The organism is Jeotgalibacillus malaysiensis (genome assembly GCF_044789845.1).
In the GTDB taxonomy this organism is placed as follows: domain Bacteria; phylum Bacillota; class Bacilli; order Bacillales; family Jeotgalibacillaceae; genus Jeotgalibacillus; species Jeotgalibacillus malaysiensis_A.
On record NZ_CP085252.1, the window covers coordinates 3,331,194 to 3,351,254 of the forward strand.

Sequence of the window (20,061 nt, forward strand, 5' to 3'; positions counted from 1 at the left end):
CTCCTTTCGACTTACTCTATGTTCTACCCTTCCCTTTCTAGTTTAACAAAAACCTGTTCAGATTTTTCAGTTAAATAGGTTATGATGGAAGAAACAATGAAAAGGAGTGAAGGCAGTATGAATAATCATGAAATTGATTTTAAGCTTTACGGAGACGACATGCAGTTTGTAGAAGTAGAGCTCGACCCGCAGGAAACGGTGATTGCTGAAGCAGGCAGTCTGATGATGATGGAGGATTCAATCAGAATGGAAACCATTTTTGGTGATGGTGCAGCATCCTCAGGCGGGATAATGGGCAAGCTGCTTGGTGCAGGGAAACGTGTGTTAACTGGCGAAAGCTTATTTATGACTGCCTTCACAAACGAAGGAAGCGGTAAAAAGCACGTCAGCTTTGCTTCCCCTTATCCGGGAAAAATTATCCCACTCGACCTCAGTACAATTGACGGAAAACTGATCTGTCAAAAAGATGCTTTTTTAGCTGCTGCTAAAGGGGTATCAATCGGCATTGAGTTCCAGCGCAAAATTGGAACCGGCTTTTTCGGCGGCGAAGGCTTTATTATGCAAAAGCTTGAAGGCGATGGCATGGCATTTGTACATGCAGGCGGCACGATTCATAAAAAAGAACTGGGCCCGGGTGAAATGCTGAGACTTGATACAGGCTGTCTGGTCGCAATGACTGGTGGCATTGACTACAATATTGAAATGGTCGGCGGGATCAAAACAGCGATGTTTGGCGGCGAAGGTTTATTCCTTGCTACGCTGCGGGGTCCCGGCACTGTATGGGTTCAATCGTTGCCATTCAGCCGCCTGGCAAGCCGCGTCTTCTCAGCCATGCCGCGTAATGGTGGTTCAAAAGGTGAAGGCAGCGCAGCAGGCGGGCTATTTGATATTCTCGGCGGTGACAGAAGATAAAGTAAAAGCCTTTCAGGGGGCATCCCATGAAAGGCTTTCATTATTCACCATATATTTCTTTATAAGCAAGTACTTTTAATGCTTTTAATTCTTCTTCAGTCAAAGATTGCTCAAGCTTACCGATCACTTCCTGCTCAGAAAGCTGTCCTGATTCTGCATCAGCCTGAATCTTTTGAAGCTCCCCGATCCCTACTTTCTGAATCATCACACGGGTTGCCTCTGCTCTGGTTGTAAAAGCCAGGTCTTCATCGTGCTGCGCTGCTTTTGCTTCTTCAAGATAGCTGCTTAAGACAGGATCCTGTTCAATATAAGTTTTAACCTGATCCATCTCACCAGTCTGCTCTAAATCAGCTGTAACTGATTCAACGACCTGATCAGCCGCCATTTCTGTACCAAAATAATAAACTGCATATAAGCCTCCGCCAATCACCACCGCAAAGACCATTAAACCAATTAATAGCTTTTTCATCATTTCACCTCAATAGCTATTATACAGAAATCCCCTTTTTCCTGCATGTTTTCTGTAACGGTAATAAGTGAATAGTATAAAGAGAATTTGAATCAGAGAGGATGGACTGAATGCAACCATTAAGAGGTAAAAAAGCGATTATTACAGGTGGAAGCCGCGGCATCGGGGCTGCAACTGCCATTGAGCTGGCAAAAGAAGGCGTCGACCTCGGAATTGTAGGAAGGTCTGAGGAGCATTTGAAAAAAATCAAGGATCAGTTAAATCAGTATGGAGTCCAGGTTGAAACTGCTGCAGCTGACGTCAGCTATGAAGAAGATATTCAAAACGCAATAAAAGGACTGACTGAAAAATTAGGACAGGCTGATATTCTGATTAACAATGCCGGGGTTGGCGCTTACGGAGAATTTCTTGAGTTATCAACCGAGGACTGGAATAAAGTGCTGCAAACAAACGTCATGGGCATTGTTCATACAACCAAAGCAGTCCTGCCGGGAATGATTGAGCGCAAAAAAGGTGACATTATTAATATTTCATCTATGTCAGGACTGAAGGGCACAAAAGGCTCAAGCGCTTACAGCGCATCAAAGTTCGCTGTTAACGGCCTGACTGAATCACTCATGCAGGAGGTCCGCCCGCATAATATCCGCGTGTCCACCATTACACCAAGTCTCGTAGAAACTGATTTGACCCGTGGACAGGACGGAGAACGCAACCCTGATAAATTCACACAGGCAGAAGACCTTGCAGAATATATCGTGAGCCTGCTGAAGCTTGAACAGCGCTCATTCATCAAAACCTCAGCCATCTGGGCGACAAATCCGTTTTAACAGTATTACAGTTACTGAAGTAAAAGCGGGTTTTGATCACACTCAACTTAGTGTAACTTCGCTGCAGGCGGGGACTCCAGCGGCGGAAAGGGACAGGTGAGACTATACCGCGAAGCCGGAGAGGCTCACCGCCCTGCCGCGGAAGCTTCCGCCTGAAGCGGGTATAAGGTTGAACATTTTACTTTTCATTTTCAAAAACTACAAACCGCTCGTTATGATTATGCTCCACCAGCCCCGGAACCGGAATCTGCTGAGTCGAACGAAAAGCAGAATGCCCTTCAATATGTTGAATATATTCAACTGTTGAATAATATAAAATAATCGTTGCACGCCTTGGGTGCCTCTCAAGAGACATGGATATCCGGTTCAACACAGCCGAAAATATCTGCAGCGAAAATGGATTGAAAAAGTAAAACACATCCTGATCCGCTCTTACCTCATACTTTTCAGCAAAGGCACGTTCAAACTGAATGCTGCCTTTTTTCAACTTCCGTTTTGTAAGATAGGAAGATTGATTTTCAAGCGCTGCCTGATAAAGTCTCGGATTCATTTCAATACCTGTGACATCAATTCCAAACCGGTGATGAAGATAAAATGAAACGCGTCCTTTTCCACATCCATAATCCACTACACTTCTTCCCTTTAGAGTGTAAGCCTCACTTAACGCGTACAGCCCCTCATAAGGGGTAGCTTCATAGCGGTTATGGTGAATGGAAGAACTGACAGTTTCAAGCAGACTCGATGTCTGGATGGAAAGCTGTTGATCTTGTATCATGAGTCTGCCTCCTTCTATATCAATCGATCTTTTCTTCCTCTTTGAATTGCATTTTATTAAACACTTCTTGTTTGATTTCCAAGAGTGTTCGCGGGTTACTTGCAATATAAGAACTGACCATTAAATATTCTTTATTTGATAAATGGGATTCTGATGAAAGCCTGTCGAGTGCAGGCAGCCTGAAATCTTTGATTGGCAGATAGGCAAGATCAAAAGGGTGACTGCCTTTTGTGATAACCACTTTGACGCCCTTTAATCTTGGAAAAAACATAGAATGAAAATCCAGCTTAAGCGTGATGTCTTCAATGTCAGCATGCTTAAGCTGAGACAGATGACTTGGAAGTGCTGTAAAAAAGACCATCTGTTCATACGAATACACAAATTCATTTAGTGACAGTCCAAGCCTTTTTGCCACACGTTCTGCTTTTACTTTTAATGATCGCAGATAAAGCGGTCTGGCCGTCATTAAAAAGACAGCGGTGAATGCAATAATGTTCAATAGTAATAGAGCATAATCCATCTCTAGACCTCCTGCCTGACTGCTACGCGGTTTTTACCGTGTTCTTTCGCTTCATAAAGCGCCTGATCAGCAAACTCCACCACTTCAAAAGGATCCATGGAACCGTCAGACGCAGCTACACCCAGGCTGACAGTCAGCCTTCCTTCCGGCTGCAATTCACCTTTTGGAAAAGCTGTTTCTTCCACTTTTTTGCGAATACGCTCAGCTACCATCATTGCCTGATCTTTTGCAGTGTCAGGCAGTAAAATCACAAATTCTTCCCCTCCAAAACGGTAGGCAAGATCATCACCGCGCAGGCTCGTTGCGATAACTGACGCCAACTGAACAAGTACATCATTTCCAAGCATATGACCATTTGTATCATTATAATTTTTAAAGAAATCAATATCCAATAGAATGATAGAGAAAGATCGACTGCAAAATTCTTCAGATAAAGACTGCTGGAATGCACGCTGATTATAAAGGTTCGTTAACCCGTCCTTTAAAGCCATTCTCTCAACTGACTCATACTGGCTTGCCTGTTGAAGCGCAATCGCTGCCTGAGTGGCCAGAGGCGTAATGATATCTACATCGTGCATATTAAGCGGCTTTTGATTGACCAGGTTATCGATGATCACTACGCCTGACTTTTCGCCATGATGAATGAGCGGAATCACAGCAAATTCATTCAGGTTTAGCTTAAGATGAAAATGCATCATCAGCTCGTCTTCTTCATCAATTTGCTTAATTAGCATCGGATGCCCGGTATTCATCACATTTGTCAGGAAGCTTTCCTGTGTAAGCGGAATCGTCATATCCTGCACGATTTCATTTAACAGCTGATCTGCTTTCTCTTCTTCCTTCTTATCAATTAAATCAGCCAGTCCGTAACGGTTAACCGTGATGTTCTCCCATATTTCAAATCCTTCTTCAGCACGGACCGGTCCAGTTGCCATAATTCCTTTTAATTGATGACGGTCCTCTCCCAGCAAAAAGATCATCGCACGGTTATAGCCAAGTCCGTGACCGGCAGTCATAGAGGTTAAAATTGTCTCAAGCAGGCGTTTTGTATTAAAGGTTTGCTGCATTGCCTGACTGACATCTTTGGTCACGTTCAGCTGCTTTGAATTGATCGTCAGGATTTCGAGCCAGTGATCACGCTGACGGCGAATTTTTCTGACGTAAAATCTGATGGCGTAAATGGATGATGCAAATAAAAAATAAGCAGCATAAATACTGAATTCAAACTGTCCTGTACTCGTCCATAAATATAGTGATGCCAGCACTGCAGCAATCATTCCGCCACTGAAATGAAAACTGATGACGGTTGCAGCAATAACAAATAACAACAGCCAGTGTGTATGTGAAGGTGATACGAGCCATTGCTCAAGAAGAACTAGCAGCACTGTAGCCAGAACGAAGATTAATCTATTTATGTATCCATTAACGAAGAAGCGAAATGTATTTGCCAAAAAGGCCACAATAATAAAGGCTACTGTTAAAAATAGTTCTTCCATCACCGATCCTCCTAATAGGTCATTTTTCACAAATTAATTATAATACATGGAAGCGCTATATTTCAAATGAAATGAAAATGTATTTTTGTATGAAAAAAAGCCTGGAAAAATTCCAGGCTTTTCTTTTATACTGCTGACTTTTTAATCTGCTTACTGCGCAGCTGTCCGCAGGCTGCATCAATATCAGTACCGTGTTCCTGACGCACAACACAGTTGATACCGCCTTTTTTGAGCGTATCATAAAACTTCATAATATTTTCCTGCTTGCTTCGCTCATACTGGATATGCTCATCAACCGGATTATAAGGAATCAGGTTAACGTATGCCAGATGACGCTTGTTATAAAGCATTTTCGCAAGCTGCTGAGCTTCTTCCACATGATCATTTACATCATGTAAAAGGATATACTCAAATGTAATTCTGCGATTTGTCTTTTCAAGATAGTAATCGATTGCTTTCATCAGCGGCTCGATTGGGTATGCACGGTTAATCTTCATAATACGCGTACGCAGTTCATCGTTCGGCGCATGCAGAGATAGTGCAAGGTTTACTTGAAGATCTTCATCTGCAAAGTCATAAATACGGTTCGCAAGACCACTTGTTGAAACAGTGATGTGACGCGCACCAATACCAAGACCTTTCGCAGAATTCACAACGCGCAGGAAGCTCATCAGATTATCATAGTTATCGAATGGTTCTCCAATACCCATAACAACGATATGGCTGACACGGTCACCCTCGCCTTTTTCGTCCATATACTTCTGAACACGCATAATCTGTTCAACGACTTCACCGCTTGTAAGGTCACGGCTCTTCTTTAACAGACCACTTGCACAGAATGTACAGCCGATGTTACAGCCTACCTGTGTTGTTACACATACAGACTGACCGTATTTCTGTCTCATCAGTACTGTTTCAATCAGGTTTCCATCATGCAATTTAAATAAAAATTTCACAGTGCCGTCCTGTGAGTCCTGACGAATCTGAAGATCCAGTGTCTCAATGACAAAGTTCTCTTCAAGTAAATCACGGCATTCTTTATTGACGTTTTTCATATCTTCAAAAGTTGTGACTCTCTTACGATAAAGCCAGTCCCAAATCTGTTCTGCACGAAACTTCTTTTGACCATGTTCCATAAGCCAGGCAACAAGTTGCTCCAACGTTAATCCATAAATGGAAGTTTTCATTTTTACCCTCATTTCGAAAATGACATTCATCCTTCATTGTACGATGGGTAGTACACAAATTGCAAGGGATTATCAAAAACAAATCACAAAACCTTTGGATTTTCAAGTGAAAAATGACTATAATCAGAAATTTCTTTTTATAACGTCCAGCTGATACAATGAAGCCAACTGAAATAAGGAGGAGCTGACACATGATGAAAATTGTTATTGCACCTGATTCTTTCAAGGGCAGTCTGAGCGCTTCAGAGGCCGCACTGGCAATAAAAGAAGGGTTTCAGCATGTTTATCCGGATGCTGAATACACATTGATTCCAATGGCTGATGGCGGAGAAGGCATGCTTGAACCGTTTGCATTTAAAAAAGCAATCACCCCTGTTGAAATATTAATAAAAAATACATATGGAAATGAAAAGAAAGCGATGATTTGTATAGATAATGATACTGCCTATATTGAATCTGCGCAGGCTGTCGGGCTCCCTGACTTTAAGCCGGAAGAGCTGAACCCGATTCAATCCACTTCATATGGTGTAGGTGAAATGATTCACTACGCACTGGATCAAGGCTGTAAGAAAGTACTGATCGGCCTTGGCGGAAGTGCTGTAAACGATGGAGGCGCAGGTCTGCTCGAAGCGCTTGGGGCACGCTATACATATACAGAAGAATTTGAAGGCGTGGTCAACCTCGGCCGCCTCCCTTCTATTCAACGCGTTGACCTGACAACACTTGATCCGCGACTGAAAGACATAGAGTTGAAGATTGCTTCTGACGTGAATAATCCTCTAACTGGCGAAGAAGGGGCAACAGCGATTTTCGGTCCGCAAAAAGGTGTACGCCTTGAAGATGTTCCTGTTTATGATCAGTGGATTGCCCAATTTGCAGCACTGACTGCCGCAGAATGGATCGATGCACCCGGAGCAGGTGCTGCAGGTGGGATGGGATTCGCACTGCTTGCTGCAGGTGGCGAGTTCGCACAGGGTGCGAGATTAATTGGTGAGGAAATGAGGCTTCCTGAGGCTGTGCGGGAGGCAGATCTGGTCCTGACAGGTGAAGGAAAAAGCGATGAACAGACGCTTTACGGAAAAGTCGCTCACTATGTAGCTGAACTTGCAGCACAAAATCAAAAGCCTGTGATTTTACTGTCAGGCAGCACCGATCATGAAGCAGAAGAGCTGTTTAAGTTATTTACTGCAAGCTTTTCTGTGATGCACAGCCCGTGCACGCTTGAATACGCAATCGCATATGCACATACGCTTACCGCTAAACGAGCTGCTGAAATTGCTAAATTGATCCATCTAAAAGTGTGAGTACGTGAGCAAACCGGATGCAGATGAAAAGAAGATCATGGCATAATTGAGTCATTGAATCACGAGGAGGACTCAGTCATGAAACTTGGTATTTTAGATCAGGTCCCGATGCCTCAGGGTACAGAACCATCTGACGTCTTAAATCAAACAGTAGAATTGGCTAAGGCAGCTGAACAGTTCGGATACAGCCGCTACTGGCTTGCAGAGCATCACAATACGAACGGTTTATTAAGTGCAGCCCCTGAAATTCTGATGACGCGGATTGCCTCGGCAACTGAGTCAATCAGGGTAGGATCAGGCGGCGTCCTGCTGCCCCAATACAGTCCTTTAAAGATAGCTGAAACATTTAAAACAATCGAAGCATTATTCCCAGACCGCGTTGATCTCGGGGTTGGCAGATCGCCCGGTGGCACAGAACGGACACGCGCTGCATTAACTGACAGCCGTGAAAGTATGATGAGTGCATTCCCAAGGCATCTGGATGAATTATATGGGTTTATGCATAATGAACTGCCGAAACAGCATGAATATAGAATGGTGAAGGTTACACCGAGAACCGGCAGCGCCCCTCCGATCTGGGTGCTCGGCCTGTCTCCTCGAAGCGCAAAGCTGGCAGCAGAGCGTGGCCTTGGTCTCACGTTCGGTCATTTTATTAATCCGGATAAATGGGAGGAAACGCTGCGCATATACCGCGAACACTTTAAACCAGGTCAATTCACTGAGCCCACAGTGAATGTAACAGTGTTTGTTGTCTGCGCTGAAACGCAGGAGGAAGCTGAGCGACTGGCACTGACGCAGGACATGTGGCTGCTTGGCATAGAAAAAGGAGATTCTCAGGTCCACCCACCTGAAAGCCTGAAAGAACGCGGAATGACAACAGCTGATCTGGAGAAAATCCGCCACAACCGCAGAAGAATGATTGTTGGAACACCTAAGAAAGTGAAGGCTTCACTTGTAGAGCTGAGTGAGAGGTACCAGTCAGATGACTTTTTATTGATTACAAATATTTATTCCCATGAAGATAAGAAGAACTCTTATGAGCTTATTGCCCGGGAAATGCTGTGAACCGCTGATTAGGCGGTTCTTTTTTAAATTCATCTTTTATACCCCCAAAAGCCTGTTTGATTTTCCCTGCCACTAGCACCATCACTTAAAAAATATTTATATATTTTCCATATTAAAGTTGCTATTATAGTAAAATATGACTATTATAATGATATAAAAGAATTACTTATCAAAAGGAGATGAGTAAATGTACTGTCAAAAATGTGGAAATCACTCAGATCCCGATGCAAAGTATTGCGGCGGATGTGGTGTACAAATGAATAAGAAAACGAATCCATTTCTTCTAACAGCTGTTATCTTTTTCAGTTTGATCGCCTCAGGTGTTTTATATTTCGTTGGTCTTGAGTACATAGCTGGTCAGGAGATCAAGGAAACTCCGGTAGAAATCGCTGTAAAAAAAGATGATAAAGAACAGGAAAGTAACACTAAAATCGAAACTACAGCTATTAAAGAAGAAACCATTCAGGAAAAAGTGATCGTTCAATCCCAGAGTGAAGACCGTGAAGTAGCAGATATCATTGAAGATGCGCAAACCCGTGTTTATACAATCTTTAGTGATTACGGGCAGGGTTCCGGCTTTCTGATCAATGAGCAAGGCGATATTATGACAAATGCTCACGTTGTGGAAGGCAGTATTTATGTGACAGTGAAAGATCATGCGGGTACGGAATTTGATGGTCAATTAATCGGCTATAGCAACGAGATTGATCTTGCAGTCATCAGAGTTCCATCCCTTGCCGGCAAAACGCCCCTCCCGCTTGAGCTTAATGAAAAATCAGCACTTGGTGATGAAGTAATTGCGCTTGGTAGCCCGCATGGTTATGAAAATACGGCAACACTTGGAAATATTAGCGGGGTGGATCGCACTTTCTCAATAGATCCACATTATTATGAGAACATCTATCAAATCTCAGCACCTATTGCACCAGGAAGCAGCGGTGGACCATTGCTTGACCAGACAACGGAAAAAGTAGTCGGGATTAATTCTGCGCGTCATGGTGAAGAAGCTACAATCGGCTTTAGTATTCCTATTTTTAAGATCACACATCTGATGAACGATTGGGTTGCCAATCCAATGCATGAAGATGCTATTTATGACCTCTTTTACAATCAGTATGGTAATTATTTTTATGATGATCTTTATAGTGGGGATTATTACTTTGATGGTGGAGACTATGAGGATACTGAAGAATATTATTATTACGATGCCTATACCGACACTTATTACTTTTATGACCCTTATGCCGGTGAATTTTATTACTATGATGAGGAGCTTGGGGACTTTTATTATTATGATGGCGGATATGAGTATGAAGATTGGTATTACGAAGACAGTTATGATGATGAGTACTATAGTGATGAGGAATACTATGAATATGAAGACGAGTACTATAACGATGAAGAATACTATGAATACGAAGACGAGTATTATAGTGAAGAGGAATATTATGAGTACGAGGATGAATATGATAGTGATGACGAGTACTACGATTATGAAGAAGAATCCTATTTCGATGAAGAAACTGACAGCGAAACCGAAGAGATTTATAATGGCAGCTCAATAGAAGAAGACGCTGAATTGAATGATGAGGAAGCTGATAATGATACTCCTGACGCAGACATCTCTGAAGGAGCCTAATCTAAAAACCCCTGAAGCCGCACAAGCGATTTCAGGGGTTTTTCGTTATGATGCTTTCTTGCCTTTACCTTTACCTTTGCCCTTACCAGGCTTTTCATTTTCAAGCTCAATTTCGTTTCCATCCGTATCATAAAGCATGACGCCAGCTTTTTTCGCTGATCCGCGAAGCTCAAGCTTCTGGATATTTTCTGCTCCATTGATCACTTCAACGTTTTTGTGCTGTACAATGACTGATTTCACTTCATGTCCTTCAAAATCATATGCTGCACCCGCATCTTTTGCGTGAAGAGTAACTTCAAGATCTTCAAGCCCTTCACCTTCAAAGCTTACGTTTGTACCGCGAACCATCACCTTATCAACGTTCATACCTTTTTCGGCAACGATATGAACATCATCTTCAAAGATATTAACTTTCTTTTGCTGATAATCAGCAAGGTTAATTACTTTCTTTTCAGGCTGTGGTTCTTCCACATCCGCTTCAAAGCTGATCTGCGCTAATAGCGGATCGTGGTCAGATGCGCGCCCGTGTACTTCCATGAAGTCAGAGTTGATATGAACAATATCAAATACTGTCTGGTCTGCAAGGTTGTTACTCACAAGAATGTGGTCAAGTACCTGTGCATTCCCTTCATAGTTGTATGTGTAACGCTCTTCTTTTTCTACTCCGTCAATCAGGTTTGTCAGCTCTTCACCCTTCAATGCTTCAAGTGGTGCAGAGAATTCGAAGTCGTTCATATCACCAGCAACCACAATGTTTGCATCTGGCGTCTGTGACTGCACATCCTGCACAAAGCTGTTGATGATACCTGCAAGTTTTACACGCTCAGCTTCACTGCCAAGGAATGGCGGCTGATTCTGACCAAATAGCGGCTGGTCGCCACCTTTAGAGTTCAGGTGAGTACCGACTACAATGACTTCTTCGCCGTTAAATTCAAACTCAGCTACAACCGGTTTACGCGTGTTCGGGAATTCAGATGGTGCAATACGTCCAGGATTCAGCGTCAGTTCGCCGTCCACAACGTCAATTGCATCATTTGCCCCACCCTGCTCTCCTTCAGTCAGCTGAACGCGCTCAGGGTTATAAAGGAAACCGTTACGGATATTTCCGCCAGGCTGTCCACCGTCCTGCTTGTCTTCAGGAGCCACTTCAGTATAAGCATACTCAGGACCGCCAAGTGCGATAATGTCATTGATCAGGCGCTGATAGCTTCCCTCACCTGAAACCGTACCATCGTCAGTTGGACCATTTGTATCCTGGACTTCGGTCAGTGCAATAATATCCGGTGATCCAAGGTCATTAATAAATGAATCTGCAATACGCTGTGCTTTTTCATCACTCGTATTTGAAACATTCGCTGAGAAGTTCTCAATGTTATAAGAAGCGATCGTCAGCTCATCTTCTTTGTATTCGATTGTTGTAGAGTCAGGCTCAAGTCCGCCATCTGTAAATTCAGGCAGCTGACCTTTCCCTGCAAGCACTTTATACTTACCAAAGCCATAGCTCATTACACCAATTGCTGATGTAGTCAGCTCATCGCCAGTTTTAACAACAAAGTTATCATCATCTACATCAAGGAACACACGCTCAGGGTTAAAGTCATCAGGCTTTACAATAGCGCCGCCAGCCTGTGTATACACTTCATCTCCCTTATTCGGAAGCACTGCAATTTCACCGTACTTCTGAGGACCGCTCGCTGTACCGCCAGCTACCTCAACGCGCATACCTTCAATGCTTTCATAAAAATCAATGCCATCTTCTTCAGGATCAAATTGTGCAAAGTTGTCATTATCAATTACTTCAGTCGGTACTTCAATTCCGTTTTCGCCGCCAATCACGACCGGTTCAGGAAGCTCAAGACCTGATGCGATTTCATTAATGTTTGTTGATTCGATCTGTGTAACAGGAAGATCCGTTTCAGCTCTTTCTGCGTATCCTTCTACATAATACTCAAGGACCGTTCCGCTTACTTCAACGTGATCTCCTTCAGACAGCCCGTGGGTTCTCTGATAGACAAGAATACCTTCTGACGTACGCGGGTCATCATCCGGTGTCAGTGACTGCATGTAGAAGCTGCTGCCATTTACAACGTATGTGACAACGCCTTCCACATTAGGAACAGAAAGCCCTTCATAAGGTGAGAAGTGCTCTGCTGCCTGGATATCGTGAATCTCAATATCGTCTGTCTGAATTACATAGCTGAATTCAGCGACATCACTAGCTGTCATACCATCTTTTACAGCTACAGCTTTAAGATCAGTGTTTTCAGTGATTGTCACGCCGCCTTCGTAAAGTGCGCTGTCTTCAGTCGGCACAGAGCCGTCTGTCGTGTAATAAATTGATGCATCTTCAGTTTCCGTTGAAAGTGTAACTGTCCCACCTTCTTCTACAAATCCGCCTGCAGGATCAGCTTTGACCGGGCGAACCTGGTTTGTATCAAAAATGATATCATCTGCTGAACGCGGAACCAGTTGATACGTCCCTCTAAATTCACCTACTAAGCCATTTACGACTTCATACGTACGGCCAGTCTGGATTTCCATATCTGTTGCCGGACGAATCACAATCTCATTTCCAAATTCATCAGTACCATAGTAATTACCGCTGCCTGATGAAGCAATGTTTACATTTGAAACTGTCACAAGTGTGCCTTCAAGCGCTTCACTTAAGCCCGTTTCAGGAACCTGCTGTGGTGCAGGAGGCTCTTCCTGGCCAGTAACGATTACATCAGCCGCTTCAGCTGCAATTTGTGCGAGTCCATTGTAATCCTGAAGCTCACCATATACAGAAATGATATCGCCAGGTGCAACATCTGCAGTTGATCTGACAACAATACCAGCTCCTGCATTCTGCATGTAAATGTTGTTTGCGCCACCCTGGTTAAATACAGCACTTACTGTACCAGTCGTTGACACAATTGAACCTATTTCCTGATTTCTTACATCTGCAATACTTTCTTCAGATACAACTGAATACTCATATGTTCTGACGTCACTGTCATCCAGTCCGTCTGCAGAAGCGTATACGACAAATGTAGTATCTTCAGTTAGTGTAAATGGTGCGGTATATGCTTCATACTCGCCGCCATTTTGAGCAACAAAGATCTCTGCATCTGCAGTTGACGTTGAAAACGCCACTTCAGTTCCTTCAACTACCTGACCTGCAGGTACGCTTGACTGAACAGTTGATACTTTAGTTGGGTCTTCGTAGGAAGTCCATGTGATGTTGTCGACAGTTATTTGTCTGTTAGATCCTACTTTTTTCAGAGCAAGTGTAAATGGACCTTCAACATCAATATTGTCAAAATTAAATGTAACCGGGTCTGCACCGATTGCTACATCATCAGTTGTACCAATTAATTCTTCGTTGATATAGATTTCAAACTGTCTTACACCATCTGAAGTGAAGGCAGCTTTTGTATCAAGGGATAATGTTGAAATCCCGCCATCAATCTCAGAAGATGTCAATGTACTTCCAGCATCGCGAAACAACATTCCCTTTCCATCAATAGAATATGTTGCATTAGGCAAAGCTCCACCTGTATAATCCCAGGTCACACCATTATTCCCCTCAAACGAACCGTCCAGATAAGAAGATCCAGTCTGAGTCCAATTATCAAAAGTCTCTGTAAAGCTTTCTGCCGCTTTCGACACAGATGAAAAAGGTGTCAGCAGGCTAAGTACCATGACTAAAGCTACAAAAACAGCAAAGTGCTTTTTGTAAGGCTGCATTAATGTATTACCTCCTGGTTATGTATTCGTGCAACGTTAATACTATAAGAAAACTTTGGATTTCTCCACAATATTTAGAATCTTTACAAACAATTAATAAGAAAGTCCTTGTAAGCGGATTCAAAATACATTCTTTTTACTTATGTAACATCCCCTTTTCAATCCAAATACTTTGTGTAATCTTTAAATATTTCGTAGTTACAAACCAATTTTTGGGGGTGACGGTCATCAATTTATTTACTAAAATAACAGGAAGGAGGCTGATAGAATGGCAGATTTAACAGCAATTATGAACTGGACATTTATTGAGGAAGTGGCAGTTCCCGCTGATCTCGAAGCACTGCTTGTTGAAGGTGAAGAAGCGAAGGTCGCTTATAAAACCGTCCGTGATACCGCGGTGATCACGAATAAACGCCTGCTCATCGCTGACAAACAGGGCATTACCGGTAAAAAAGTGGAGATTTATACGATTCCTTTCAAATCGATTGATATGTATTCATCTGAAAACGGTGGTACATTCGATTTGAACGCAGAGCTTGAGCTGTGGACACGTTCCGGGCGCTTTAAGCTGAACGTAAATAAAAAGGTTGATATCAGAAAGCTTGACCGTATTTTAGCAGAAGCGATTCTTTAGCATAAGCCCCGGCATCGGCGCCGGGGCTTACGCTATGATTTTTTGCCAATAATGCCGTAAAAGAAAATATTCGTGATATCCTCTGTCAACGGAAGGACACGTTCATAAACATCTTCCCGCTGAAAGTATTCCTTCATCATTTGTATATAAAACAAAATCGCTTCATCAGACAGATTCTGATCCACATACCCCTCTTTTTTTCCCTCATCAAATAATTGAATGAAATAAGGCAGCGCTTTTTCAGCATACACCTGCTCAATATAGTTGCCTTCTTCTGCATATTCTTTCATCAAGTACTGATAAAACTCCGGATGAATATTTGTTGCCACCTGCTTTTTATTAAAAATGAGACCTTTAATTTTGTCAGGAAAACTTTTACCGCTCCGAACAATTTCTTCAAACTGATTGGATGCCTGATCTACATAATATATAAACACCTCATGGATAAGGTTATGCTTACTTTCGAAGTAATTATAGATGGTAACTTGAGAAACCTGTGCCTTTTTAGCAATATCTGAAATGGAAACCTTCTGAATGCCAAGTTCACTGAACAGTTCCATTGCTGCCTGGAGAATATGCTGTTTCTTCAATTCGCGTCTCCGCTCAAATCCATTCATGGTGTCACCTCGTTTCTTATATCATTCATCAATAGTGTAATAAAATTTATGAAATATAACAACGAATTGATTTCATAAAGTATTGTTTTTTAAACAAAACAGGTATATTATGAAATATATAAATATAAATATTTCATAACTTTCAAAGGAGGGTCTGCAATGACCATTCTACAAATTGACCATTTATCTAAAAGATTCGGTAAATTCCAGGCACTGAATGATGTAAATCTTTCTATTCGAAAAGGTGAAATCTTCGGGTTCATCGGACCAAATGGAGCAGGTAAATCTACAACCATACGGATCCTGCTTGGCATTTTGAAACCGACTGCAGGCAGCGCTTCTATTTTCGGTATGGATGTTTGGAAGGATTCTGTTGAGATTCATAAGCGGATTGCTTATGTGCCAGGAGACGCGAATCTCTGGCCGAATCTCACGGGTGGTGAAGTCATTGACCTTTTTTTAAAACTTCGGGGCAGCAAAAACCCGGATAAAAAGCAGGAGCTGATTGAAAAATTTCAGCTGGACCCAACGAAGAAGTGCCGTACCTACTCAAAAGGAAACCGTCAGAAGGTAGCACTTGTAGCTGCTTTTGCTTCAGATGCTGAGCTTTTCATTCTTGACGAACCGACTTCCGGGCTTGATCCATTAATGGAGCGTGTATTTCAGGAATATGTGCTAAAAGCAAAAGCAGAAGGAAAAAGCGTGCTGCTCTCGAGTCATATTCTTTCTGAGGTAGAGCGCCTGTGCGACCGTGTTGCGATTATCAGGCAGGGGGAAATTATTGAATCCGGTTCACTCGAAGATATGCGGCATTTAACAAGAACAAATTTAATTGTAGAAACAAAAGAGCCGCTAAATGGCATCAGGGACATCCAGGGCGTGCATGAGGTAGTTGAAACTGAGAAAGGTACATCTTTGCAGGTAGATGCTGAAGCGCTGGATCTTGTGATCAAAAAAGTCAGTACACTTGGCATTCTCAGACTGGAGAGCACCCCGCCAACACTTGAGGACCTATTTATGCGCCACTATGAGGGGACAGGAAGTGATCGGACATGAATCGGAAATCTTTTCATCAGACCGGTGCGTTAATCAAATTTTATTTGCGGACTGACCTCCTTAGATTGGTCATCTGGATTCTTTCCATTACTGCTCTAACCCTTCTGACTGCTTGGGCATTTGAGGATCTGTATCAGTCAGAGGCTGAACGGATAGCAGTAGCTGAAACGATGAGAAACCCTGCAATGACTGCGATGGTCGGACCCGGTTATGGACTTGAAAATTATACAACCGGCCCAATGATGGCTCATCAGATGCTGCTTTTCACAGCTATTTTAGCCGCAGTGATGACAATCCTTTTGACAGCCAGACACACACGTGGCGATGAAGAGGATGGCCGCCAGGAGATGATTGGATCACTTCCTGCAGGCAGACTCGCACCATTAACTGCCGTACTGATCACGATCGGACTCTCACAGCTGATCCTTGCACTGGCACTTGGCGCTTCTTTAACTTTGCTTGGCATAGATACCCTTCCTGCATCAGATTCGTTTTTATACGGTGCAGCGATTGGCGCGACGGGTCTGTTCTTTGCAGGAGTGACCGCGTTTTTTGCTCAGCTGGCTGAAAGCAGCCGAGGAACAACAGGATTCGCTTTCTTAATCCTCGGCGTCTCCTATATTGTAAGAGCACTTGGTGATGTCAGTAACGAAACTGTATCCTGGCTTTCCCCACTTGGCTGGGGGCTTAAAACTGAAGTATACGTGAACAATTACGTCAGCCCGGTGCTAATCCTGATTGCAGGCAGCTTGTTACTTGTCGGTGCCGCTTTCAGCCTCCTGTCAAAAAGAGATCTTGGCAGTGGCCTGCTGCCTGCAAGACCCGGGCGGCGCCATGCGTCTCCGCTGTTACTCAGCCCGTTCGGACTCGCACTCAGACTGCTCCGAACAAGCATCATTGTATGGGGCGTTGCACTGATGGCAATTGGCGCTTCTTATGGTTCAGTACTCGGTGACCTGGAGTCGTTTTTCGGGAGCAATGAGATGCTCAGCAATATGGTTGATCCGGATAGCGGGCTCACACTGACAGAACAATTTGTTTCTATGCTGATGGCGATCATGTCTATGATGGCTGCAGTGCCGGCACTGATGTTTTTCTTCAAATTAAAATCTGAGGAAAACAAAAACCGGATGGAAAACTTATACGCACGGGCCGTTTCAAGACAAAAAGTGTTTTTGAGCTATCTGGTCATTTCTGTACTGTTCGGCTCATTGATGATGGTCATTGCAACTATCAGCCTATGGGGCGCATCTGTTCCGGTGATGGATGAGCCGATGTCATTTGGAACAGTCATGTTATCAGGGCTCGTTTATCTGCCTGCGATCTGGGTGATGATCGGTCTTGGTGCATTATTCACAGGTCTTAAACCGGGAATCGCTTCTGTTGCATGGGGTTATTTAATCTACTCATTTCTTGTCGTCTATCTCGGCGGGCTTTTACAGCTGCCTGAATGGCCGGGCAAGCTGTCACCGTTTGGTCATGTGCCGCAGATACCGGGGGAGGACCTAAATCTCTTATCTCTCTTTCTGCTGATGATCATTGCTGGCGCTTTGCTGTTAATTGGACTAAAAGGGTACCAGTCCCGCGACTTGAGAGGCTAGTAGCACAATAGGCACACTATCCACAGATTCTTCACTTGTGAAACCAAGTCTTTCATCCTATGATTATATTAACATGGGATAGATTGGAGATTATCATTTGAAGAAGATCATTGTGCTCGTTTCACTTTCAATTGTTATAGTAGCTGCGGCGCTCATTTTTTATCTGAATCAGCCTGCCTCCCTACCCGAACAGGCCGTGCATAATGAAATTGAGTACCCTGCACGAATTAGTGGGGACCATTATGAAATTTACCAGGACGGCAAATGGGATCCTTTCACTGTAAAAGGTGTCAATATGGGTATGGCGAAGCCTGGTACATTCCCGGGTGAAGCAGCGATCACAAAAGAAGAATACCTCAGCTGGTTTGAGATGATCGGCGAGATGAATGCTAATACGGTAAGGGTTTATACGCTTCACCCTCCTGCTTTTTATGATGCTTTGGCGGAACATAATGCGTCTGCTGAAAATCCGCTTTATATTATGCACGGTGTCTGGGCTGAAGAAGAACAACTTGTGGAAACACTGGATGCTTTTAATGAAGAGAGTGTGCAGTTGTTTCAGGATGAAATCACTCATATTGCAGACGCGATCCACGGTGATGGTGTCGTTGCACCGGAACCCGGACACGCACACGGGACCTATACAAGTGATGTTTCTCCTTATGTGATCGGATGGATGATCGGAGTCGAGTGGTACCCTGAAATGGTAGACAATATGAAAAATATTTATCCGGATATGGGGGACTTTAAGGGAGAATATATCTCTACAAGCGGCGCGGATCCAATGGAAATCTGGCTGGCGGAACAGTTTGAGTTTCTCGTTCATTACGAAATTGAAGAATATCAAAGTATGCGTCCCTTAAGCTTCACAAACTGGGTAACAACAGACAATCTGACTCATCCCGCTGAACCTTCAGAGGAAGAAGATATGGCTACTGTCGATCCGAATCACATTGCAGTGACAGGTGACGCCATGGAAGCAGGGATGTTTGCTTCCTATCACGTCTACCCATATTACCCTGATTTTCTGAACCTTGAAGAGGACTATACAGAGTTCATTGACCACCGTGGTGAACAGAATAATTATGCAGGCTACTTAAAGGATTTAAAAGAAAGCCACGAGCTGCCTATTTTGATTTCTGAGTTCGGAATTCCTGCTTCAAGAGGGATGACACACAAAAATCCCTTTGGCTGGAACCAGGGCTTTATTGAAGAAAGAGAGCAGGGAGAAATCCTGACAAGTCTTTACGAAGATATCATGCATCTTGATATGCTCGGAGGCCTTGTGTTCACATGGCAGGACGAGTGGTTCAAGCGAACATGGAATACGATGGATTATGATAATCCCGACAGAAGACCTTTCTGGTCAAATGCCCAGACAAACGAGCAGCAATTCGGTTTGCTCAGCTTTGACCGGCACCTTGGCAGAATTAACGGGGGAAAAGATGAAGATGCTTCACTGCTCGGTGAGTATGACGGGGCAATCCAACAATTAAGCGCATTACATGATGAGCGGTATTTATACCTTCAAATCGATTTGCAGGATCTCTCGCAGGATTTTTGGCGTAATCAAGCGCTCGACCTATACATCAGTATTCGCACTGATGAAGGAATTGAAACTGATCAGGGTAATGCTGATTTCAGGGCAAGAATCAATGATCAGGAAGGCCAGCTTGAAGTAGCAGGAGACTACGATTCATTTTATTTTGATTATGCAGAGAGACTCGAAATGATCCCGGAGAACGAAGCGCTCGATGAGTTTCACCCTATTCGCCTTGCACTCAACCGTGAATTCACGAGACCTGATACCGGGGAAGTGATGCCTTTTGAGAGCTATGAAACGGGACAGCTGAAGTACGGGATTGGAGATCCTGATCATGAACAGTATGATTCACTTGCAGACTATTACTTTACTGAAGATGGTCTGCTCGAGATCCGGCTTCCCTGGATGCTGTTAAATGCAAGGGATCCGAGTCAACATGAATTTATCGGTGATTTGCGTGAAGATGGGGTAGCAGCATCAATGACAATTGATGAAATCAGACTGTCAGCAGCTGTCTATCACAATGATGAGAACACCATTACAGAGCAGACACCTTTTGAATCCTATGCATGGGAGAAGTGGGACCTCCCTCAGTCTGAACCAAGATTAAAGTCTTCCTACGATGTGCTGCAGGAATTTTTCAGCACAATTCAATAAACAAAACCCCTGAAGCTTTACATGCTTCAG

Annotated in this window: 16 protein-coding genes; 9 read left to right on the forward strand and 7 right to left on the reverse strand. The window is 43.4% G+C overall.

Features of this window, described 5'->3' with window-relative positions; all coding sequences use genetic code 11:
* Nucleotides 1–117 precede the first annotated feature (117 nt).
* The gene (locus LG330_RS17235; RefSeq protein WP_404406048.1) at nucleotides 118–912 is read left to right on the forward strand and encodes a TIGR00266 family protein; all 795 of its coding nucleotides are present in this window, start codon (nucleotides 118–120) and stop codon (nucleotides 910–912) included.
* Nucleotides 913–952: 40 nt separating this feature from the next.
* On the opposite strand, the gene LG330_RS17240 is transcribed toward LG330_RS17235, so the two are convergent.
* Entirely contained in the window at nucleotides 953–1,381 is a 429-nt protein-coding gene (locus LG330_RS17240) for a hypothetical protein (protein ID WP_404406050.1), read from the reverse strand.
* 110 nt (nucleotides 1,382–1,491) lie between these two features.
* Here LG330_RS17240 and LG330_RS17245 point away from each other — a divergent pair, with 110 nt between their 5' ends.
* Nucleotides 1,492–2,208: a 3-ketoacyl-ACP reductase gene (locus LG330_RS17245; protein WP_404406052.1), complete on the forward strand. Its 717-nt coding sequence runs from the start codon at nucleotides 1,492–1,494 to the stop codon at nucleotides 2,206–2,208.
* Between the two features lie 178 nt (nucleotides 2,209–2,386).
* On the opposite strand, the gene LG330_RS17250 is transcribed toward LG330_RS17245, so the two are convergent.
* The 4 genes from LG330_RS17250 to rlmN all read right to left on the reverse strand — a co-directional run bounded on the left by LG330_RS17250 (nucleotide 2,387) and on the right by rlmN (nucleotide 6,186).
* Entirely contained in the window at nucleotides 2,387–2,983 is a 597-nt protein-coding gene (locus tag LG330_RS17250) for a class I SAM-dependent methyltransferase (protein WP_404406054.1), read from the reverse strand.
* 19 nt (nucleotides 2,984–3,002) lie between these two features.
* On the reverse strand, nucleotides 3,003–3,503 hold the full coding sequence (locus LG330_RS17255) for a hypothetical protein (RefSeq protein ID WP_404406056.1): 501 nt from the start codon (nucleotides 3,501–3,503) through the stop codon (nucleotides 3,003–3,005).
* 2 nt (nucleotides 3,504–3,505) lie between these two features.
* A complete protein-coding gene (locus LG330_RS17260) occupies nucleotides 3,506–4,999 on the reverse strand; it encodes a GGDEF domain-containing protein (protein ID WP_404406058.1) in 1,494 nt (497 codons plus the stop codon).
* Between the two features lie 125 nt (nucleotides 5,000–5,124).
* Entirely contained in the window at nucleotides 5,125–6,186 is a 1,062-nt protein-coding gene (rlmN, locus tag LG330_RS17265) for a 23S rRNA (adenine(2503)-C(2))-methyltransferase RlmN (protein WP_404406060.1), read from the reverse strand.
* A 191-nt stretch (nucleotides 6,187–6,377) separates the two neighbouring features.
* On the opposite strand from rlmN, the gene LG330_RS17270 reads away from it, so the two are divergent.
* The 3 genes from LG330_RS17270 (at nucleotide 6,378) to LG330_RS17280 (ending at nucleotide 10,194) form a co-directional block, all read left to right on the forward strand.
* The gene (locus LG330_RS17270) at nucleotides 6,378–7,490 is read left to right on the forward strand and encodes a glycerate kinase (protein WP_404406062.1); all 1,113 of its coding nucleotides are present in this window, start codon (nucleotides 6,378–6,380) and stop codon (nucleotides 7,488–7,490) included.
* Nucleotides 7,491–7,568: 78 nt separating this feature from the next.
* Entirely contained in the window at nucleotides 7,569–8,555 is a 987-nt protein-coding gene (locus LG330_RS17275; RefSeq protein ID WP_404406063.1) for an LLM class flavin-dependent oxidoreductase, read from the forward strand.
* Between the two features lie 187 nt (nucleotides 8,556–8,742).
* A complete protein-coding gene (locus tag LG330_RS17280) occupies nucleotides 8,743–10,194 on the forward strand; it encodes a trypsin-like peptidase domain-containing protein (RefSeq protein ID WP_404406065.1) in 1,452 nt (483 codons plus the stop codon).
* 45 nt (nucleotides 10,195–10,239) lie between these two features.
* Here LG330_RS17280 and LG330_RS17285 read toward each other — a convergent pair whose 3' ends face one another.
* Complete coding sequence (locus LG330_RS17285) at nucleotides 10,240–13,923, reverse strand: chitobiase/beta-hexosaminidase C-terminal domain-containing protein (RefSeq protein ID WP_404406067.1); 3,684 nt, start codon at nucleotides 13,921–13,923, stop codon at nucleotides 10,240–10,242.
* A gap of 268 nt (nucleotides 13,924–14,191) precedes the next feature.
* On the opposite strand from LG330_RS17285, the gene LG330_RS17290 reads away from it, so the two are divergent.
* A complete protein-coding gene (locus tag LG330_RS17290; RefSeq protein ID WP_404406069.1) occupies nucleotides 14,192–14,557 on the forward strand; it encodes a PH domain-containing protein in 366 nt (121 codons plus the stop codon).
* 32 nt (nucleotides 14,558–14,589) lie between these two features.
* Here the strand turns inward: LG330_RS17290 and LG330_RS17295 are convergent, their stop codons facing one another.
* Nucleotides 14,590–15,174 (reverse strand): TetR/AcrR family transcriptional regulator, encoded by a 585-nt coding sequence (locus LG330_RS17295; protein WP_404406071.1) that lies wholly within the window; start codon nucleotides 15,172–15,174, stop codon nucleotides 14,590–14,592.
* A 159-nt stretch (nucleotides 15,175–15,333) separates the two neighbouring features.
* Between LG330_RS17295 and LG330_RS17300 the strand changes: the two genes are divergently transcribed.
* From LG330_RS17300 to LG330_RS17310, 3 genes are all read left to right on the forward strand, one after another.
* Nucleotides 15,334–16,230, forward strand: a complete 897-nt coding sequence (locus tag LG330_RS17300) for an ATP-binding cassette domain-containing protein (protein WP_404406073.1) — start codon at nucleotides 15,334–15,336, stop codon at nucleotides 16,228–16,230.
* A complete protein-coding gene (locus tag LG330_RS17305) occupies nucleotides 16,227–17,831 on the forward strand; it encodes an ABC transporter permease (RefSeq protein ID WP_404406075.1) in 1,605 nt (534 codons plus the stop codon). The genes LG330_RS17300 and LG330_RS17305 overlap by 4 nt, the downstream gene beginning before the upstream one ends.
* Before the next feature lie 97 nt (nucleotides 17,832–17,928).
* Nucleotides 17,929–20,031 carry a hypothetical protein gene (locus LG330_RS17310; RefSeq protein WP_404406077.1) on the forward strand — a complete coding sequence of 701 codons (2,103 nt, stop codon included), beginning with the start codon at nucleotides 17,929–17,931 and terminating at the stop codon, nucleotides 20,029–20,031.
* Nucleotides 20,032–20,061 lie beyond the last annotated feature (30 nt).

Coding starts and splice junctions, on each gene's coding strand:
- LG330_RS17235 (WP_404406048.1), top strand. CDS start 118: ATGAATAATCATGAAATTGATTTTAAGCTTTACGGAGACGACATGCAG.
- LG330_RS17240 (WP_404406050.1), bottom strand. CDS start 1,381: ATGAAAAAGCTATTAATTGGTTTAATGGTCTTTGCGGTGGTGATTGGC.
- LG330_RS17245 (WP_404406052.1), top strand. CDS start 1,492: ATGCAACCATTAAGAGGTAAAAAAGCGATTATTACAGGTGGAAGCCGC.
- LG330_RS17250 (WP_404406054.1), bottom strand. CDS start 2,983: ATGATACAAGATCAACAGCTTTCCATCCAGACATCGAGTCTGCTTGAA.
- LG330_RS17255 (WP_404406056.1), bottom strand. CDS start 3,503: ATGGATTATGCTCTATTACTATTGAACATTATTGCATTCACCGCTGTC.
- LG330_RS17260 (WP_404406058.1), bottom strand. CDS start 4,999: ATGGAAGAACTATTTTTAACAGTAGCCTTTATTATTGTGGCCTTTTTG.
- rlmN (WP_404406060.1), bottom strand. CDS start 6,186: ATGAAAACTTCCATTTATGGATTAACGTTGGAGCAACTTGTTGCCTGG.
- LG330_RS17270 (WP_404406062.1), top strand. CDS start 6,378: ATGATGAAAATTGTTATTGCACCTGATTCTTTCAAGGGCAGTCTGAGC.
- LG330_RS17275 (WP_404406063.1), top strand. CDS start 7,569: ATGAAACTTGGTATTTTAGATCAGGTCCCGATGCCTCAGGGTACAGAA.
- LG330_RS17280 (WP_404406065.1), top strand. CDS start 8,743: ATGTACTGTCAAAAATGTGGAAATCACTCAGATCCCGATGCAAAGTAT.
- LG330_RS17285 (WP_404406067.1), bottom strand. CDS start 13,923: ATGCAGCCTTACAAAAAGCACTTTGCTGTTTTTGTAGCTTTAGTCATG.
- LG330_RS17290 (WP_404406069.1), top strand. CDS start 14,192: ATGGCAGATTTAACAGCAATTATGAACTGGACATTTATTGAGGAAGTG.
- LG330_RS17295 (WP_404406071.1), bottom strand. CDS start 15,174: ATGAATGGATTTGAGCGGAGACGCGAATTGAAGAAACAGCATATTCTC.
- LG330_RS17300 (WP_404406073.1), top strand. CDS start 15,334: ATGACCATTCTACAAATTGACCATTTATCTAAAAGATTCGGTAAATTC.
- LG330_RS17305 (WP_404406075.1), top strand. CDS start 16,227: ATGAATCGGAAATCTTTTCATCAGACCGGTGCGTTAATCAAATTTTAT.